This window comes from Flagellimonas sp. 389, assembly GCF_018449435.1.
Taxonomy (GTDB): Bacteria; Bacteroidota; Bacteroidia; order Flavobacteriales; family Flavobacteriaceae; genus Flagellimonas.
Genome location: NZ_JAHCMU010000019.1, coordinates 24,374 through 40,350, shown reverse-complemented (window position 1 = coordinate 40,350; position 15,977 = coordinate 24,374). Strand labels below are relative to the sequence as shown.

Here is a 15,977-nt window from a genome sequence, read left to right as displayed (position 1 = left end):
TTAACTTTTAAAGGCATACTCAACAATATTGGAACCCATCTGTAACGCTTTTAAACGAATTTCTTCAGGGTCGTTATGAACGGAAGGATCTTCCCAGCCGTCGCCAAGATCGCTCTCAAATGTAAATAACAATAGCAGTCGGCCTTTTTCAAAAATACCTAGAGCTTGAGGTCTATTGCCATCATGTTCATGAATTTTTGGTAAACCTTCTGGAAACTTGTAGGTCATATCAAAAATTGGATGGTTGGCTCCAAGTTCCTCCAACTGTTTATTTGGAAATACTTTTTGCAGTTCTCTTCTTAAATAAGGTTCCATTCCATAGTTATCATCAATATGCAAAAAACCGCCCGATAACAGATATGTTCTCAAATTATCTGCCTCTTCATTGGAAAAAAACACATTACCATGTCCTGTCATGTGCAGATAGGGGTATTGAAAAATAGAAACACTGCCTACTTCAACGGTTTCGGGCTTTGGATCTATTTTGGTGCCAATAGAGGTATTGCAAAACTGAATTAGATTGGGCAACGCTGTGGGATTGGAATACCAATCACCACCACCGCCATATTTAAGTATAGCGATCTCTTGTCCTAGACAAGCATAGGTCATAAAAAAAGTTAAAAAACCTAATAGCAGGGTAAGTTGTTTCATTCTTCAACGAATAACTAATAAATCAAAAATACAGTATTCATGTTTAAAAAAGTCATAATTTCTTGTATCGCTCTTCTTGGAATATCCTTAATGAGTTTCTACAGTGCAACAAAAAAACAACCTGAAACAAATGAAACTGATAGTGCTACAAATGTCGATAATACGGGAGTTGTAGTTTTAGAATTATTTACTTCACAAGGATGTTCCAGTTGTCCACCGGCGGATTTACTTCTAGAAAAAGTCAAGGAACAGTATCCAACAGAAGTTTACGCGCTCTCTTACCATGTGGATTATTGGAACTATATAGGTTGGAAAGATCCCTTTAGTAAATCGGCTTACACTAAAAAACAACAGGATTACAATATAAAATTCAAATCTAGAAGCAACTATACGCCACAATTGGTGGTCAATGGGAACGAACATTTTGTTGGTTCAAATCGATCAAAACTATATTCTAAGATCGATGACTATAAAAAATTGGAGTCCAACAATTCAGTATCCTTGGACAAAACGACCATTAAAGGCAATGAGGTAATGTTTGATTATACCATTGATGGAGGGTTGGCCAGTAAACAGTTGAGGGCGGTTTTGGTACTGGATGAACGAACCACATCTGTAAAACGTGGGGAAAACAGGAACAGGACCTTAAAAAACAGCAACATCGTTGTAATGGAAAAATATGTGGATTTACAATCAAAATCTGGAGTTGCCACTATCGAGATTCCCAGTATTGTAGCGCCAAAAGAAAAACTTACCTTAATGTTACTTGTGGAAAATGATGATTTGACTATTACGGGAGCAGCTAAAATGCGATTAGAACGCTAGTTATTTACTATGGAAACCGTGGTGCAGGCAACAATTGCTGCAGTTTCTGTTCGCAAACGGGTCGTTCCCAATGAAACAGGAACAAAGCCTTTGGATTTGGCCTGATCGATTTCTGCTTTCGAAAAATCACCTTCAGGTCCGATTAACATTACGATATTGCTATCAGCAACAGCCTTTCTTTTAAATTCCATTTTTTCACCTTCATCACAATGTGCAATAAATTTGAAGCCTTCCAATTCCTTATCCATAAATTCTTGATAAGAAATTATGGGATTTAGCTTTGGCAAAAAAGTTTGTAAAGATTGTTTCATCGCAGACTGCAACACACGTTGCATACGCTCTATTTTTAGGACTTTTCGCTCTGAACGTTCGCAGATGATCGGGGTAATCTCATCCACACCAATTTCAGTGGCTTTTTCAAGGAACCATTCGTAGCGGTCGTTCATTTTGGTAGGGGCAACGATTAGATGTAATCGGTAGCGTTTGGGCACACTTTTTATATCCTTTACAATTTGCGCTTTGCAATTTCTTGGGTCTGCAGTAATAATTTTGGCTTCGAACAAATAGCCTTTCCCATTGGTGATCTGCAATAGGTCGCCCTCTTTTTTGCGCAATACCTTAACAATGTGCTTGCTTTCTTCCGGAGTAAAGAAGAACTGCTTAAAACTGTTGTCCAATGAAGAATTGAAGAAGAGTTGCATAGGTTATAATTTACTTTTGGCGTGTTCCAGCCCAAGTTCGATCCATTGGTGTAGCTGTGCCTCGGTCTGGAGCCCCTCAAGAGAGACGAATATGAACTCTTTCATGGGTTTTCCGGTGAAATCCATAGGTCGCACAAATTCCTGTTGTAGGACGGCCTCCATTTTTTCACCGATTACGCGTACCATCAAATCATCTTTCACCGGTCCAACGGTCATTTTTCCTTGATATAAAAAGGCGATGCCCCCGAACATTTTCTTTTCGGTAAAATCCTCGGGAAAAATTTGAATGGCAGCGCGAATCCGTTTTGCCAATACTTCGTTGTAAGCCATAGTGTAAAGTTAAGGGTTTTGGTCAAAGACTAGTTTACAATGAGCAATAAACAATTTGCAATTGCCCAATAGCTGGTGGCCAGTTTGTTAAAGATGCAACAGGCAACATCCAAGACTTGGAGTTTCCAACTATCTAAAGAACAAGTTCAAGCGCAAACCCAAGTTCAAATAAACTGACCACCGACATCCAATCTCTCAAATCTCAGGTCTGATACTCCAACCGTCAACTCAAAATGGCCATCCATCAATTTAGCGTGCTAAAAATGCTACTGAAGTTCTACTTTTCTGGCTCATAAATAACAATGCAAATTTAAAACCACACTGCCATGAACAGTACAAAAAATGTAAAACCGATTTCATCCTTCCTTGTTTTTTTAATTTCCACGCTTTTATTGTTCACCTATTCTTCTTGCGGAAAGGATGACCCCGGACCGGACCCCTGCACTCCAACAACCTGGTATAGAAATGCAGATGGGGACGATGAGGGCGATGCCGCCAGCACCAAGGAGTCCTGCGAACAGCCAGATGGTTATGTGGCAAACAATTTAGATCCGGACGATACCAACGCCAACATCACCTCGGACTGCACCATGATAACCTATTATTTGGATAATGATGGGGATGGTTTTGGCGATCCTGATTCTAACACCATAGCACAATGTGCAGGCTTGGATGCTCCTACGGACTATGTTACGGACAATACGGATTGCAATGATTCCGATAACAGTATCCATCCAGGTGCAACAGACCTTCCCTTTGATCAAATTGATAGCGATTGTGGAGGGGAACAGGAAGCCTTGATTTGGGATGGCCCAGATTTTCAGTTTATAAAAGCTGGCGATGCCGATTGGACTTTACCGGAGAATCAGGACAAACTTACTGATAAGATAATACTTACCCGTCAAAACAACAATGTGTATTTGTACAACTACCAATGGTGGCAAGACAACTTTGGTGAAGATGCTGAACATTTTGTTGATGCATCCGACTTGGCCTGGGAATATTATGGCAGTGATGTGGTTGGGAGTGTTAAGGATATGGGCAATATACAAGCTTCAGGTGGTGTTAAAGGCGGTGTGAGGTGGGCACTATTGGATGCCACCGGAGTGGATAACCCCAACCCGGCCTGGGACAATTTTCCCTTATACGGGACCTTGGGCGACCCAACACACTTTTACAGTCTTCATAATATGGCCTCCATTGTAAGAATGTTAAGTCTGAACTTTCAGGTCGAAAGCGTTGTTAATGATTTTGGAATAGATACTGATGGAGGATTTACCACTAATGAATCGATTTTTCAATTGGTAGGAAAAAAACTTGGTGTATGGCTCGTAGAGGAAAACATCTACTTTACGTTGACATTTGACTTGTGGGAGGACGATAACCCTTCAATTATTTATACCCGTTCTACCCCAAACAATGACGAACAGTAAAACTGAATTGTGCCAACAAAAAGGGCCTTGGAGATTTTCCAGGGCTTTTTTGTTTTGGATCTACAGGTTAATGGTAAAAGGCTATAAGGTTAAGGGTTTAATGTTGTATGCTAAATTCATTTTCCATGCAACACCAAGACTAGGAGTTTCCAACAATCTAAAAATCCAGTAATCCAACTATCCAAAGAACAAGTTCAAGTTCAAGAAGAAGTTCAAGCGCAAACCCAAGTTCAAATAAACTGGCCACTGACATCCAATCTCTCATATCTTAACTAAAAAACCGTATCTGTCAACCCAAAATTGAGCATTATTCATTACAAGATCAACTTCCCAGTACATACCTTGCCTTCGCGGCCACACTTTGGTCGGTAAACTTGCCTTCCAAAAATTTAAGGTACCCCACAATTCCGATCATAGCGGCATTATCCGTACAATACTCAAATTTTGGTACATAGGTTTGCCAATCCAACTTTTCTTCGGCCTCTTTCAGTCTTTCACGAATTCCAGAATTTGCCGCTACGCCACCACCTATGGCTACCTGTTTTATGCCAGTTTGCGTTACGGCCAGTTGAAGTTTGTCCATCAAAATTTCTAAAATAGTGTACTGCACGGAAGCACAGATATCATGGAGGTTTTCTTCAATAAAATTTGGATTTTTTTTGGTCTCCCGTTGTAAAAAATAAAGAATTCCTGTTTTCAGCCCACTAAAACTAAAATTGAGACCATCTACTTTTGGTTTGGTAAATTGAAAGGCGTTAGGATTGCCAAGTTGCGCATATTTGTCTATCAACGGTCCTCCGGGATAGGGCAATCCGAGTAATTTTGCACTCTTATCAAAAGCTTCACCAACTGCATCGTCCAAGGTTTCCCCTAAAACTTCCATGTCAAAATAATGACTGACTTTAACGATTTGTGTGTGCCCGCCACTAATGGTCATTCCCAAAAAGGGAAACTTGGGAGTAGCTTTGCCTTGGTCAACAATAAAATGGGCCAATAGATGTGCTTCCATATGGTTCACTTCTATTAGAGGAATATCCAGTCCCAATGAAAGTGATTTTGCAAAGGAAGTACCTACCAGTAAAGAACCCATTAGTCCTGGACCTCTGGTAAAAGCTATGGCGGATAGTTGTTTTTTATCGATATTTGCGTGGGCCAAGGCTTGATGCACTACAGGAACAATATTTTGTTGATGTGCTCTGGATGCAAGTTCAGGAACAACACCTCCATATTGCTCGTGTATTTCCTGCCTGGCCACCACATTGCTTAGCACTTTGGTATTGCATAAAATTGCTGCCGAAGTATCATCGCAAGAAGACTCTATTGCAAGAATATAATTTTTTTTATTTGCCACAGGTTTTGGAACAAAAATTGGTTAAGCAAAGGTAAAACATAAAAGCCCTATCAGAAAACTAAGGAAAATACTGTTACGTTTCATATTGGCGATTTTGCTAATCTTGGTTTTGGGCTCGTTAATACTGTCAATTCCCGCGGTACAGACCAAACTGGCCAACTACGCAACAACATCTATAAATGAGGAATTTGGCACCAATATATCCATTGAACGTGTAAGCCTGTCCCTTTTTAACCTGAACGCCGGATTAAAGGGAATCTATGTGGAAGATTACAAAAAGGATACACTTTTCTACATTCAAAAGCTATCCACTTCCATTTTAAATTTGAAAAATATGGCGGATGGTACTTTGGAGTTTGGCGATATTGAAGCAAATGGTCTTTTTTTTAATATGAAGACCTATAAAGGAGAAAGGGACACCAATCTAGATGTTTTTGTTGCCAAATTGGACGATGGTAAACCAAGGGCACCGGGAACGCCGCCTTTTTTTATGTCTTCGGATGAAATACAGATTTCGGAAGGAAAGTTTAAGCTCAGTGATGAAAATTCAAAACTTGAAGAGCTACTTGATTTTTCCGATTTGGAAATATTGGCAAAGGATTTTCAAATTTTAGGACCAGAGGTAACGCTTAGTGTTGACGACCTATCCATGGAAACGAAGCGTGGTATACGTTTGGAAAAAATGTCCACCGATTTTAAGTATACCAAACAACAAATGCGATTTGATTCGTTACACATCAAAACAAAAGAATCAAATATTAAAGGCGATTTGGTTTTTAATTACGACAGGGAGGATTTTTCCGATTTTTTGAATAAGGTAAATGTTGTTGCCGATTTTAATGAGTCAACAGTTGCTCTTAATGAAATCAATTCGTTCTATAACGAGTTTGGTAGCGATAAGGAGGTCTCGTTTTCTACGAACGTGAGCGGTGTGCTCAATCAGCTGCAATTGAAGGAGTTGTTTGTCCAGTCAGAAAATACAGGGATTCGCGGAGATTTTCAATTTGACAACATGTTCAGCCAACAAGCACCGTTCGTAATGCGGGCGGATATTGAGAACATTACTTCGAGCTACTATCAATTACGTTCAATATTGCCCAATATCTTGGGGAAGAACATTCCTTCAACCATACAAAAACTGGGGCAGTTTACCATTCGCGGAGATGCCGAGGTGACCGAAACTTCGTTTGATGTACAAGTTAACTTGAACACCGCCATAGGTAGTAATTACACCGATTTGCAGATGACCAACATTCAAACTATAGATGATGCTTCCTACAGGGGATTTATTTCTTTGATTGATTTCAATTTGGGCAGCTTTGTTGAAAATGGCCAACTGGGTTTAGCCACTTTGGATGTAAATGTCGAAGGAAAAGGATTTATTGCCGAATATCTTAATACAGAGGTGATAGGTGAAGTATATAAACTTGAATTCAATGATTATGAATACAACGACTTAAAGGTATCAGGAATTCTAAAGGAAAAATTGTTTGATGGTTCATTGGTGAGCAAGGACGAAAACTTTCAGTTTGATTTTAAGGGACTTGCCGACTTTGGGGAGAATTCCAATAATTTCAACTTTATAGCATCTGTAGACCATGCCAATTTAAAACGATTGAACTTTATCAATGATAGTGTTTCTGTTTTTAAAGGTGACCTGAACATGGCCATTGAAGGCAATACATTGGATAATATTATAGGACAGATTCGTTTTTCCAACACTACATATCAAAATAAGAACGAGACGTATTTTTTTGAAGATTTCTCTGTTTCTTCCTCTTTTGACCAAGATACCATACGCACAATAGAAATCAATTCCCCAGATATCATAACAGGGTATGTAGAGGGGAAATTTAAAGTGCAAGAAATTGGTAAGCTGATGCAAAATTCCCTAGGGAGTATCTATACCAATTATAAACCTTTTGAAATTTCTGACGGGCAAAAATTAAACTTCAACTTTAAGATATACAACAAAATAGTGGACGTATTCTTTCCTGAAGTTACTTTTGATGCCAATACTTTTATTAGGGGAAACATAGTTTCGGATGAAGGCGATTTTAAGCTCACCTTTAGATCTCCAAGTATTGAAGCTTTTGGCAACAACTTTGATAATGTAGAATTAAAGATCGATAATAAAAATCCACTTTTCAACACCTTCGTATCTGTTGAAGACATGTCTACGGTCTATTATGATGTTAAGGATTTTAGCCTCATCAACACAAAGCTTAAGGATACGCTTTTTTTTAGAACGGAATTCAAGGGAGGGAGTGAATTTGATGATAGTTATAACCTGAATTTTTATCACACCTTCAACCAGAACAACAAGTCCGTAATAGGTTTGAAAAAATCGGATATCAACTTTAAGGGAAATACGTGGGTACTCAATAAAGATGGTAACAGTAAAAATAAAGTCATTGTCAACAGGACATTGGACAGTATTAGAATCGAAGATCTTGTAATGGACAATAACAATAGTGAGCAGATACGGCTTAGGGGAGAGTTGGCAGACTCTACCTATAAGGATTTAGATCTTCAGTTTAAGATTGTCTCGCTAAGTAAGATAACACCAGATATAGATAGTCTTAGGTTAGGTGGGGCTGTGGATGGTTTTCTTAATATTCTACAAAAAGATGGTAAGTATTTGCCCACTTCTAGTCTTAACATTAGGGATTTTAGTATCAATAACATAAGACAGGGTGATTTGGAAATAGGCATCTTTGGAAATAATGACCTTACCCAGTTCGGCGTAAGCAGTTGGTTGAACGATAATGGAAAGGAAAAGCTGAGCATCAATGGAAACATTAGCAATGTCAACAAAAATCAAAAATTAGACTTATCGGCCAACTTTACAGATTTTAATCTAGAATCGTTCAGTCCTTTGGGAGAGGGCGTTGTATCCAATATAAGGGGAAGCGTGAGTGGAAGTGCGAGGATTACTGGAGATGTATCCAACCCCTCGATAAATGGAGCATTAAGCTTAAATGATGCAGGAATAGGGATACCTTACCTTAATGTAGACTATGACTTTGCTCCCTATTCCAGGGTTCGTCTTTTTGATCAGACCTTTTATTTTGAAAATATAGGGCTATCGGATGTGGTAGAGGGAACTACTGCGACTTTGGATGGTACGATCAACCATACGGCCTTTGAGGATTGGTCCTTGGATTTGGACGTGGACACAAAGAACGATCGTTTTATGATTCTAAATACCGAGTTTGAAGAAGAATCCCTTTACTATGGAATGGGCTTCATCAATGGAACGGGAAGTATATATGGACCAACAAGTGGATTGACAATTGCTGTAGATGCTAGTACGGGGAAGGGAACATCATTAAAAATACCTTTAAGCGATGTTACCAGTGTTGGGGATTATTCATTTATCAACTTTATAGAAAAAAGTGGGTCGGAATCTTTTAGGGAAGAACGTATCTTAAAGGATTACCAAGGCTTGGAAATGGCCTTTGACCTTGCGGTTACACCAGATGCAGAAGTCGAGATCGTCGTGGATAAAAGTTCGGGGAGTTCTCTAAAGGGTACTGGGGAAGGAATTATTCTGATAGAAATAAATACCAATGGCAAGTTCAATATGTACGGGGAATTTGTCGCGGTGACCGGAGAATATAATTTTAGGTACGGTGGTGTAATCGATAAAAAGTTTTTGGTAAGACCAGGTGGGACCATCCTTTGGGAACGAGACCCTCTAGCAGCTCAGCTAAATCTGGAAGCCGTTTATCAACTAAATGCCAATCCTGCTCCTTTGTTAGAAAATGCAGGGTATACGGGTAGAATCCCTACGGAAGTGGTCGTTCGTCTGGATGGTGAATTAGAAAACCCCAACATCAATTTTGACATTGATTTTCCAGGAACAAATTCTGTAGTGCAATCTGAGTTGGAGTATCGCTTGCAAGATCCAACGGTAAAAGAACGAAACGCATTTTTTCTATTGGCCCAAGGTACGTTTGTAAACGAACAGACCGGGGTCAACCAACAAGCGGTTACCGGTAATTTGATACAAACCGCTTCTGGGCTTCTTAATCAAATTCTTTCCGGAGACAACGATAAGTTCGATCTGGGTGTCTCATACGAACAAGGTTTGCAAGACCCCAGTGCTGATATTCAAACAGAAAACAGAATTGGCGTAACTGTTTCGACAAAAATATCTGATAGGGTATTGGTAAACGGCAGGGTTGGGGTTCCGGTTGGTGGAGTTTCTGAAACCGTAGTAGCTGGTGATGTTGAAGTTCAGGTTTTGTTGAACGAAGAAGGTACCCTTAGTGCAAAAATTTTTAATAGGGAGAATCAGATACAGCAGTTTTTGGCAGAGCGCCAGGGGTATACCCAAGGCGTTGGTCTTTCATATCAAGTAGATTTTAATAGTTTCAAGGAATTATTGCAAAAGGTTTTTAAAAAGAAAGAAAACAAAATCAAGCCGCAAGAGGAGATACGACCCACAGATATTATGGGAAAAGATAGTTTGATACGCTTTAGTTCCAAGGTCAACACTTCAAAAAAAATTCTTAACTAAGAATATATTTCTAGTTTTTTTCAACAAAAAAGCAACGAAAACGTTTGAGAAAATCCCTGAAAACAAATTAGTTAATATGTCATACTTTTATTAAATAAAGTTTCCTAGCTTTGATTTTTTAAAATTTTGAATGGCTTCAGAAATAAAGAAAATCGCAGTTTTTACATCAGGCGGAGATTCCCCTGGAATGAATGCGGGGATTCGCTCCGTAGTTAGGACATGCGCATATTTAGACATAGAATGTGTTGGAATTTACCGTGGGTATGAGGGGATGATAGAAGGGGATTTTAAAACCTTGGATGCCCGTAGTGTGAATAACATTATTAACAAAGGAGGAACTATCCTAAAATCTGCAAGATGTCACGAGTTTAGAACCAAAGAAGGTAGAAAAAAAGCGTACGACCAATTACAAAAGGAAGGTGTAGATGCTTTTGTTGTTATCGGTGGAAATGGAAGTTTTGCTGGTGCATTGGCTTTTAACGAAGAATATGATTTTCCCGTAATGGGAATGCCGGGAACCATAGACAATGATATCTTGGGCTCCACATATACAATAGGTTTTGATACCGCTATAAACACGGTGGTCGAAGTCATAGATAAAATTCGCGATACGGCGAGTTCCCATAACAGATTGTTCTTTGTGGAGGTAATGGGAAGAGATGTAGGCCATATCGCCTTAAATTCTGGTGTTGGAGCGGGAGCAGAGGAAATCCTTATCCCGGAACAGAACCTTGGCCTGGAGCGCTTGTTAGATTCTCTAAAACGCAGTAAAAAATCTGGTAAATCCTCCAGTATCGTTATTGTTGCGGAAGGAGATAAAATTGGTAAGAACGTTTTTGAGCTAAAAGAATACGTAGAAGAGCATTTACCTATTTATGATGTTCGGGTTTCCGTGCTGGGGCATATGCAGCGCGGCGGTAATCCAACTTGTTTTGATAGGGTACTTGCCAGTAGAATGGGTGTGAAGGCCGTAGAAAGTCTACTGGAGGGTAAATCAAATTACATGGTCGGCATTCGTGATAACAAACTTATTCTTACTCCGATAAGTGAAGCTATTAAGGCACATACGGAAATTGACGCAGAGCTCGTGAGGGTTTCAGATATAATGACAACATAATTATAATTAAATACATAAAAATGTCAAATTTAAAAATAGGAATTAACGGATTCGGTAGAATTGGAAGATTGGTCTTTAGGGAAACCGTAAAAAGAGATAATGTAGATGTCGTGGCAATAAACGATTTGCTAGATGTTGAACATCTTGCGTATTTATTGGAGTACGACTCGGTTCATGGAAGATTTGATGGAACAGTTGAGATAAAGGACGGACACTTGGTAGTGAACGGAAAAACGGTAAGAATTACAGCAGAGCGCGATCCAAAAAGCCTAAAATGGGATGAAGTAGGAGCGGATATCGTAGCAGAATGTACGGGAATCTTCACCACCTTGGAAACAGCGCAGTATCATATTGACGGAGGAGCAAAAAAAGTAGTGATTTCTGCACCATCTAAAGATGCCCCAATGTTTGTGATGGGAGTCAACCATGGTGATGCAAAAGCTTCGGATACCATCGTATCCAATGCATCTTGTACTACAAACTGTCTTGCACCAATCGCCAAAGTATTGAACGACAAGTTTGGTATAGAAGAAGGATTGATGACAACGGTACATGCTACTACAGCAACACAAATGACGGTTGATGGGCCTTCAAGAAAAGATTATAGGGGAGGAAGAAGTGCACTATTGAATATTATTCCTGCATCTACAGGGGCTGCAAAAGCGGTAACAAAGGTAATTCCAGAACTTTTAGGAAAACTTACTGGGATGGCTTTTCGTGTACCAACAGCGGATGTCTCCGTAGTTGACTTAACCGTACGATTAGAAAAAGAAACGTCGTACGAAGAAATCAAGAAAGCATTTAAGGAAGCTTCTGAAGGAGCTATGAAAGGTATTCTTGGATATACGGATGAGCCTGTAGTATCACAAGATTTTATAGGAGATGCGAGAACCAGTATTTTTGATGCTGGTGCTGGTATGGAGCTGAACTCAAGATTTTTTAAAGTGGTTTCATGGTACGATAATGAAGCTGGCTACTCCAACAAGTTGATTGACTTAGCAGAGCACGTAGCAAATCTTTAATTTATCTTTTTGCATAAGAATCCTGAAAGAGGTATTTTCCCTTTTTCAGGATTCAATATAAATACCAACCTATGATATTGATTGTGGATAGTGGGGCGACCAAATCTGACTGGATTGCCTTAAATGAAAAAGGAGAGCAACTATTTCTTACCCAAACTTTAGGCCTCAGTCCAGAAGTACTCACAAGAGAAGTGATCGAAGATCGTTTAGCAAACAATTTTGATATTTCTAAAAATAAAGATATTGTTAGCCAATTGTACTTCTATGGTGCTGGCTGCGGTACAGATAGGATGAAGAATTTTTTGAAAGACATTTTCAAGGACTTCTTCCCAAATGCCAAAGCTGAGGTTAGGGAGGATACTTATGCGGCTATCTATTCGACCACAAAAATAGGACACCAAGGCATCGTATGCATTTTGGGTACTGGCTCCAATTGTAGCTATTATGACGGATATCAACTGTTTCAAAAGGTAACTTCTTTGGGGTATATTTTAATGGATGATGGCAGTGGAAATTTCTTCGGAAGAAAATTGTTGCGGGACTATTACTTTCATAAAATGCCACAAGATTTGGGAATTCGTTTTGCCAAACAATATGATCTTGATGCAGATGTCATAAAGGAAAATTTGTATAAGCAACCCAATCCCAATACGTACCTCGCTACTTTTGCACGTTTTATCATAGAAAACAAAGAGCACGCATATTGCCGTGGCGTAATAGATAAGGCTTTACAGCAGTTTGTAAACAACTATATCATGCAATTTGAGCTGGCTACAAAAGTACCCATTAACTTTGTGGGCAGCATTGCACATTTCTTAAAGGATGAGCTAGCAACTGTATTGGAAAGAAATGATTTGATCCTGGGGGTAATACGCCAAAGACCGATTGAAGGGCTTGTCGAGTTTCACAAAGAAACTATTTAATGGCAATCATCGAAATTTCAACATTTACAAACGCAGGTAGATTGGCAACTTCCACGGTTTCCCTGGCGGGTGCGGTTTCAGCATCAAAATAGGAGCCGTACACCTCGTTTATCTCTGAAAACTGGTGCATATCTTTTATGAAAATCGAAGTCTTTATGACATTTTCAAAAGTCATATCGGCTTCAGAAAGAATTGCTTTCAGGTTTTCCATCGATTGTTTGGTCTCTTTTTTAATATCACCTTCAACCAATGACCCAGTAGAAGGATCTATAGGGATTTGTCCAGAAATGTAAAGGGTGTCTTTTATGAGAACAGCTTGATTGTAGGGACCTATTGGTGCAGGAGCATTTGGAGTTTTTATTATTTTTTTCATAAAGGTGGTAAAATTTAAATTTAAAGTTTCAAGATATTGAAAATTACCTTCTACTGGTAAAAGGTTGACTTCTATTTTCCCATTTAAGATCGCTAAGAATAGAACTTTTTATCCCTATAAAGAAATACCATCTTTCAAATTGCCCGAATGGGGTCCAGTCAAAGCTAAGTCTAAAACTATCCAAATCTCTATTAAAAGTAAATCTGGTATCTGTAAACCCTTTATTTTTTATATCATAACCAGAGTTGAAACCAACCTCCCATTTTGGGGAGAGTTGAACATTACCAGAAAACATTAAGGAATGGTTGGTAATCTCTTTTTGTCGATTACTATTGTTGTAAGTTGCGACATAAGTAAAACGTACATCCCAAGGAATTTTGGTATTGTATAGTGGATTATCTACTTCGTCCGTTTCTGGGTTTCGATTGTCAAAAAAGGTTTCGCCATTTCGAACGCCATCTATTGCAAAGGGATTTTCGCCGTAACCTGGTTCTTGGTTTTCTGGGCGATCATCTTCTTTTTTACCTCCTCCTTTTTTCAGCATTTCACTATTTAAGGTGAAACCTGTATTGACTCTTGCAGAAGTCAACCTAAATAGACCACCGCCATTATTAACGTTTAGTGTATTGATTCTTGTGCCATTATTGTCGATGGCATACGGATCTAAAGTTGCCGAAAAGTTAATGGGAACGTTTTTAATGATTTCTGTTGCTCCGTTCAGACTAACGGGACTTAATTTTAAGGAATCGGCTTCAAAATTATAACTGGTAGATAAATTAAGATTGCTCAATATACTTACCTTTTTGGGTTCTATGGCGGTTGAATCTTTATCACGCACTTTAGCTTCAAGTGTATTCTGCAATGAAAAAGCTACAGAATTACCTCTGGTCAGAGAAGGTCTTCCGTAAATACTGGTTTCAAAAGGAGTATACTGTACTTCCTCTCCGTCTTCATCTAAATAGGTTTCGTAAAACTGTTCAAACGAGGGAGCATAACTATAGCTTATGGATGGCCGCATTACATGTCGGATAGCCTGTATTTTTTTATCTTCACCACGGTTAAAAGTTCCATAAATGGTGGTTCCTATACTTGCCCCAAAATTGTATTGGTTGAACCTATCAAACCCTGAAATCGTGTCTGTTACCACCTCTTCCGTGCTGCGGTCAAATCTACGGTTTATCGTCTCAAGTGTCCAAATGTCTTGATAGCTTCCATTTAAGGTAACACTCATGTATTTTGCAACCTTAAAATTGGTGGCTATCGGTATTCTGTGCCTTGCCCCTATACGCGCATCATCGAACATAGCACCCGTAAAGAAGTTTTCTTCTGGAGTGGTAATGCTATTTTGCGCATTTAAATCGTACTGAAAGTTGATGTTGTCAATGATTCCCTTTTTAACCCCATCACGTTCTGCAAAAGGAAAAATACGTTCCATACTGCCTTGGAATGTTGGGAGTTGCATGGTAACAGTCTCACTTCTAGTATTTAATCCATGGGTAAGCGTTAAACTCGTATTGACAGAAGGATATTCTGGAAATGTTTTGGAGTAACTTATAGATGAATTTAGATTATTGGTCTGAACTTGAGAACGGTTATTTTGATTAAGTGAATTTGTAAAAAACTGGCTGCTTGCAAGATTAACCGATGCTGAGAAACGTGAGTTTGGACTGGCTTTTGGGTCTTGTGTATGCCTAACTTGAATATTGTAAATGGTCGACCTGCTAAAATCATCGAAACCTTTTTGACTTTGAATGATATTTTCAAAACTGAAATTAACATTGCCCCTAAATCGGTATCGTTTTGCGTAGATGGACTGCGTTCTAAATCCGTAGCTACCATTAGTATAAAAGTCTCCACTCAAACTTAAATCTACATAATCGCTTATAGGAAGGTAATACCCTCCATTCTGAAGAAAATATCCCCGTTGGGGGTCATTACCGAAAGTAGGGAAAATCAATCCCGCTGTTCGTCCTGTAGTTAATGGGAAATAAGCAAACGGTAATGCAATTGGAGTAGGGACGTCTACTATATAAAGATTACTGAAACCAGCAATAATTTTCTTTTTTGGTACAAATTTGGCCTTTCTGATTCTGATGTAGTAATCTGGGTCGACCGTATCCTTGGAAGTGGTCAATTTACCCTCACTTAAAAAATAAACGGAGTCGTTCTCTTTTTTGGTTACTTCAGCATATACTTTCATCGCATCGCTACCCAACTGGCCCAGACCTGCTTGCTGTTCCGTCCTAGAATTCCAGATAAGCGCTTTTTGGGAATCAAAATTAAAACGAATGGAATCTGGTCTTACCTCGTTCGTTCCCTGTTTAAAATAAGGTAATTGTGAATACGTCCCCGTAGAATCCCTTATTCTTCCAGCATAAACCTCATTTTTAATATAATCCATTACAATAATCCCAGCCTTTAGTTCTGTATCCTGATAATAGATTTCGGCTTCATCGTACAAATAGATTTTATTATCCTTCTGACTCAATTTCACATAATCCTTTGCCTTGTATTTAATTTTATCCAGAAGAAGCGGCTGTTTTTGTTGGGTACTATCCAACTGTGTAGAATCGTTGACAATTGAGTCATTTAAAATGTTTGGCGGCAAGAGCGGAGCGACTATACTGTCCTGTACTACTTTTATTGGAAGAGGTATAATGGGGTCTTCCTGTGCCGACAGATTTGCCATACTACAAAAGAGAGCAAATAGGAAAACTAGAAGATGT

The 15,977-nt window shown here is 39.0% G+C and carries 12 protein-coding genes; 6 read left to right on the top strand and 6 right to left on the bottom strand.

What is annotated here, in order from left to right:
* A complete protein-coding gene (locus KIM67_RS15910; protein WP_213832542.1) occupies positions 1-651 on the bottom strand; it encodes a DUF4159 domain-containing protein in 651 nt (216 codons plus the stop codon).
* A gap of 39 nt (positions 652-690) precedes the next feature.
* Between KIM67_RS15910 and KIM67_RS15905 the strand changes: the two genes are divergently transcribed.
* Positions 691-1,476: a thioredoxin family protein gene (locus KIM67_RS15905; RefSeq protein WP_213832541.1), complete on the top strand. Its 786-nt coding sequence runs from the start codon at positions 691-693 to the stop codon at positions 1,474-1,476.
* On the opposite strand, the gene KIM67_RS15900 is transcribed toward KIM67_RS15905, so the two are convergent.
* Positions 1,473-2,177: a 16S rRNA (uracil(1498)-N(3))-methyltransferase gene (locus KIM67_RS15900; protein WP_213832540.1), complete on the bottom strand. Its 705-nt coding sequence runs from the start codon at positions 2,175-2,177 to the stop codon at positions 1,473-1,475. The two genes, KIM67_RS15905 and KIM67_RS15900, sit on opposite strands and share 4 nt — an antisense overlap.
* A 3-nt stretch (positions 2,178-2,180) precedes the next feature.
* Complete coding sequence (locus tag KIM67_RS15895; RefSeq protein ID WP_213832539.1) at positions 2,181-2,507, bottom strand: TfoX/Sxy family protein; 327 nt, start codon at positions 2,505-2,507, stop codon at positions 2,181-2,183.
* Positions 2,508-2,833: 326 nt separating this feature from the next.
* On the opposite strand from KIM67_RS15895, the gene KIM67_RS15890 reads away from it, so the two are divergent.
* On the top strand, positions 2,834-3,940 hold the full coding sequence (locus tag KIM67_RS15890) for a putative metal-binding motif-containing protein (RefSeq protein WP_213832538.1): 1,107 nt from the start codon (positions 2,834-2,836) through the stop codon (positions 3,938-3,940).
* A gap of 322 nt (positions 3,941-4,262) precedes the next feature.
* Here KIM67_RS15890 and tsaD read toward each other — a convergent pair whose 3' ends face one another.
* Positions 4,263-5,291, bottom strand: a complete 1,029-nt coding sequence (gene tsaD, locus KIM67_RS15885) for a tRNA (adenosine(37)-N6)-threonylcarbamoyltransferase complex transferase subunit TsaD (protein ID WP_213832537.1) — start codon at positions 5,289-5,291, stop codon at positions 4,263-4,265.
* Positions 5,292-5,394: 103 nt separating this feature from the next.
* Between tsaD and KIM67_RS15880 the strand changes: the two genes are divergently transcribed.
* From KIM67_RS15880 to KIM67_RS15865, 4 genes are all read left to right on the top strand, one after another.
* Positions 5,395-9,816, top strand: coding sequence for a translocation/assembly module TamB domain-containing protein (locus KIM67_RS15880; protein ID WP_371815784.1), 4,422 nt, complete (start codon positions 5,395-5,397; stop codon positions 9,814-9,816).
* Between the two features lie 130 nt (positions 9,817-9,946).
* Positions 9,947-10,933, top strand: coding sequence for a 6-phosphofructokinase (gene pfkA / locus KIM67_RS15875; RefSeq protein WP_213832536.1), 987 nt, complete (start codon positions 9,947-9,949; stop codon positions 10,931-10,933).
* Between the two features lie 20 nt (positions 10,934-10,953).
* A complete protein-coding gene (gene gap / locus KIM67_RS15870; RefSeq protein WP_213832535.1) occupies positions 10,954-11,955 on the top strand; it encodes a type I glyceraldehyde-3-phosphate dehydrogenase in 1,002 nt (333 codons plus the stop codon).
* Between the two features lie 71 nt (positions 11,956-12,026).
* The gene (locus tag KIM67_RS15865) at positions 12,027-12,878 is read left to right on the top strand and encodes an N-acetylglucosamine kinase (RefSeq protein ID WP_213832534.1); all 852 of its coding nucleotides are present in this window, start codon (positions 12,027-12,029) and stop codon (positions 12,876-12,878) included.
* Here the strand turns inward: KIM67_RS15865 and KIM67_RS15860 are convergent.
* Positions 12,871-13,251 carry a RidA family protein gene (locus tag KIM67_RS15860; protein ID WP_213832533.1) on the bottom strand — a complete coding sequence of 127 codons (381 nt, stop codon included), beginning with the start codon at positions 13,249-13,251 and terminating at the stop codon, positions 12,871-12,873. The two genes, KIM67_RS15865 and KIM67_RS15860, sit on opposite strands and share 8 nt — an antisense overlap.
* Before the next feature lie 43 nt (positions 13,252-13,294).
* On the bottom strand, positions 13,295-15,940 hold the full coding sequence (locus KIM67_RS15855; protein ID WP_250149289.1) for a putative LPS assembly protein LptD: 2,646 nt from the start codon (positions 15,938-15,940) through the stop codon (positions 13,295-13,297).
* Positions 15,941-15,977 lie beyond the last annotated feature (37 nt).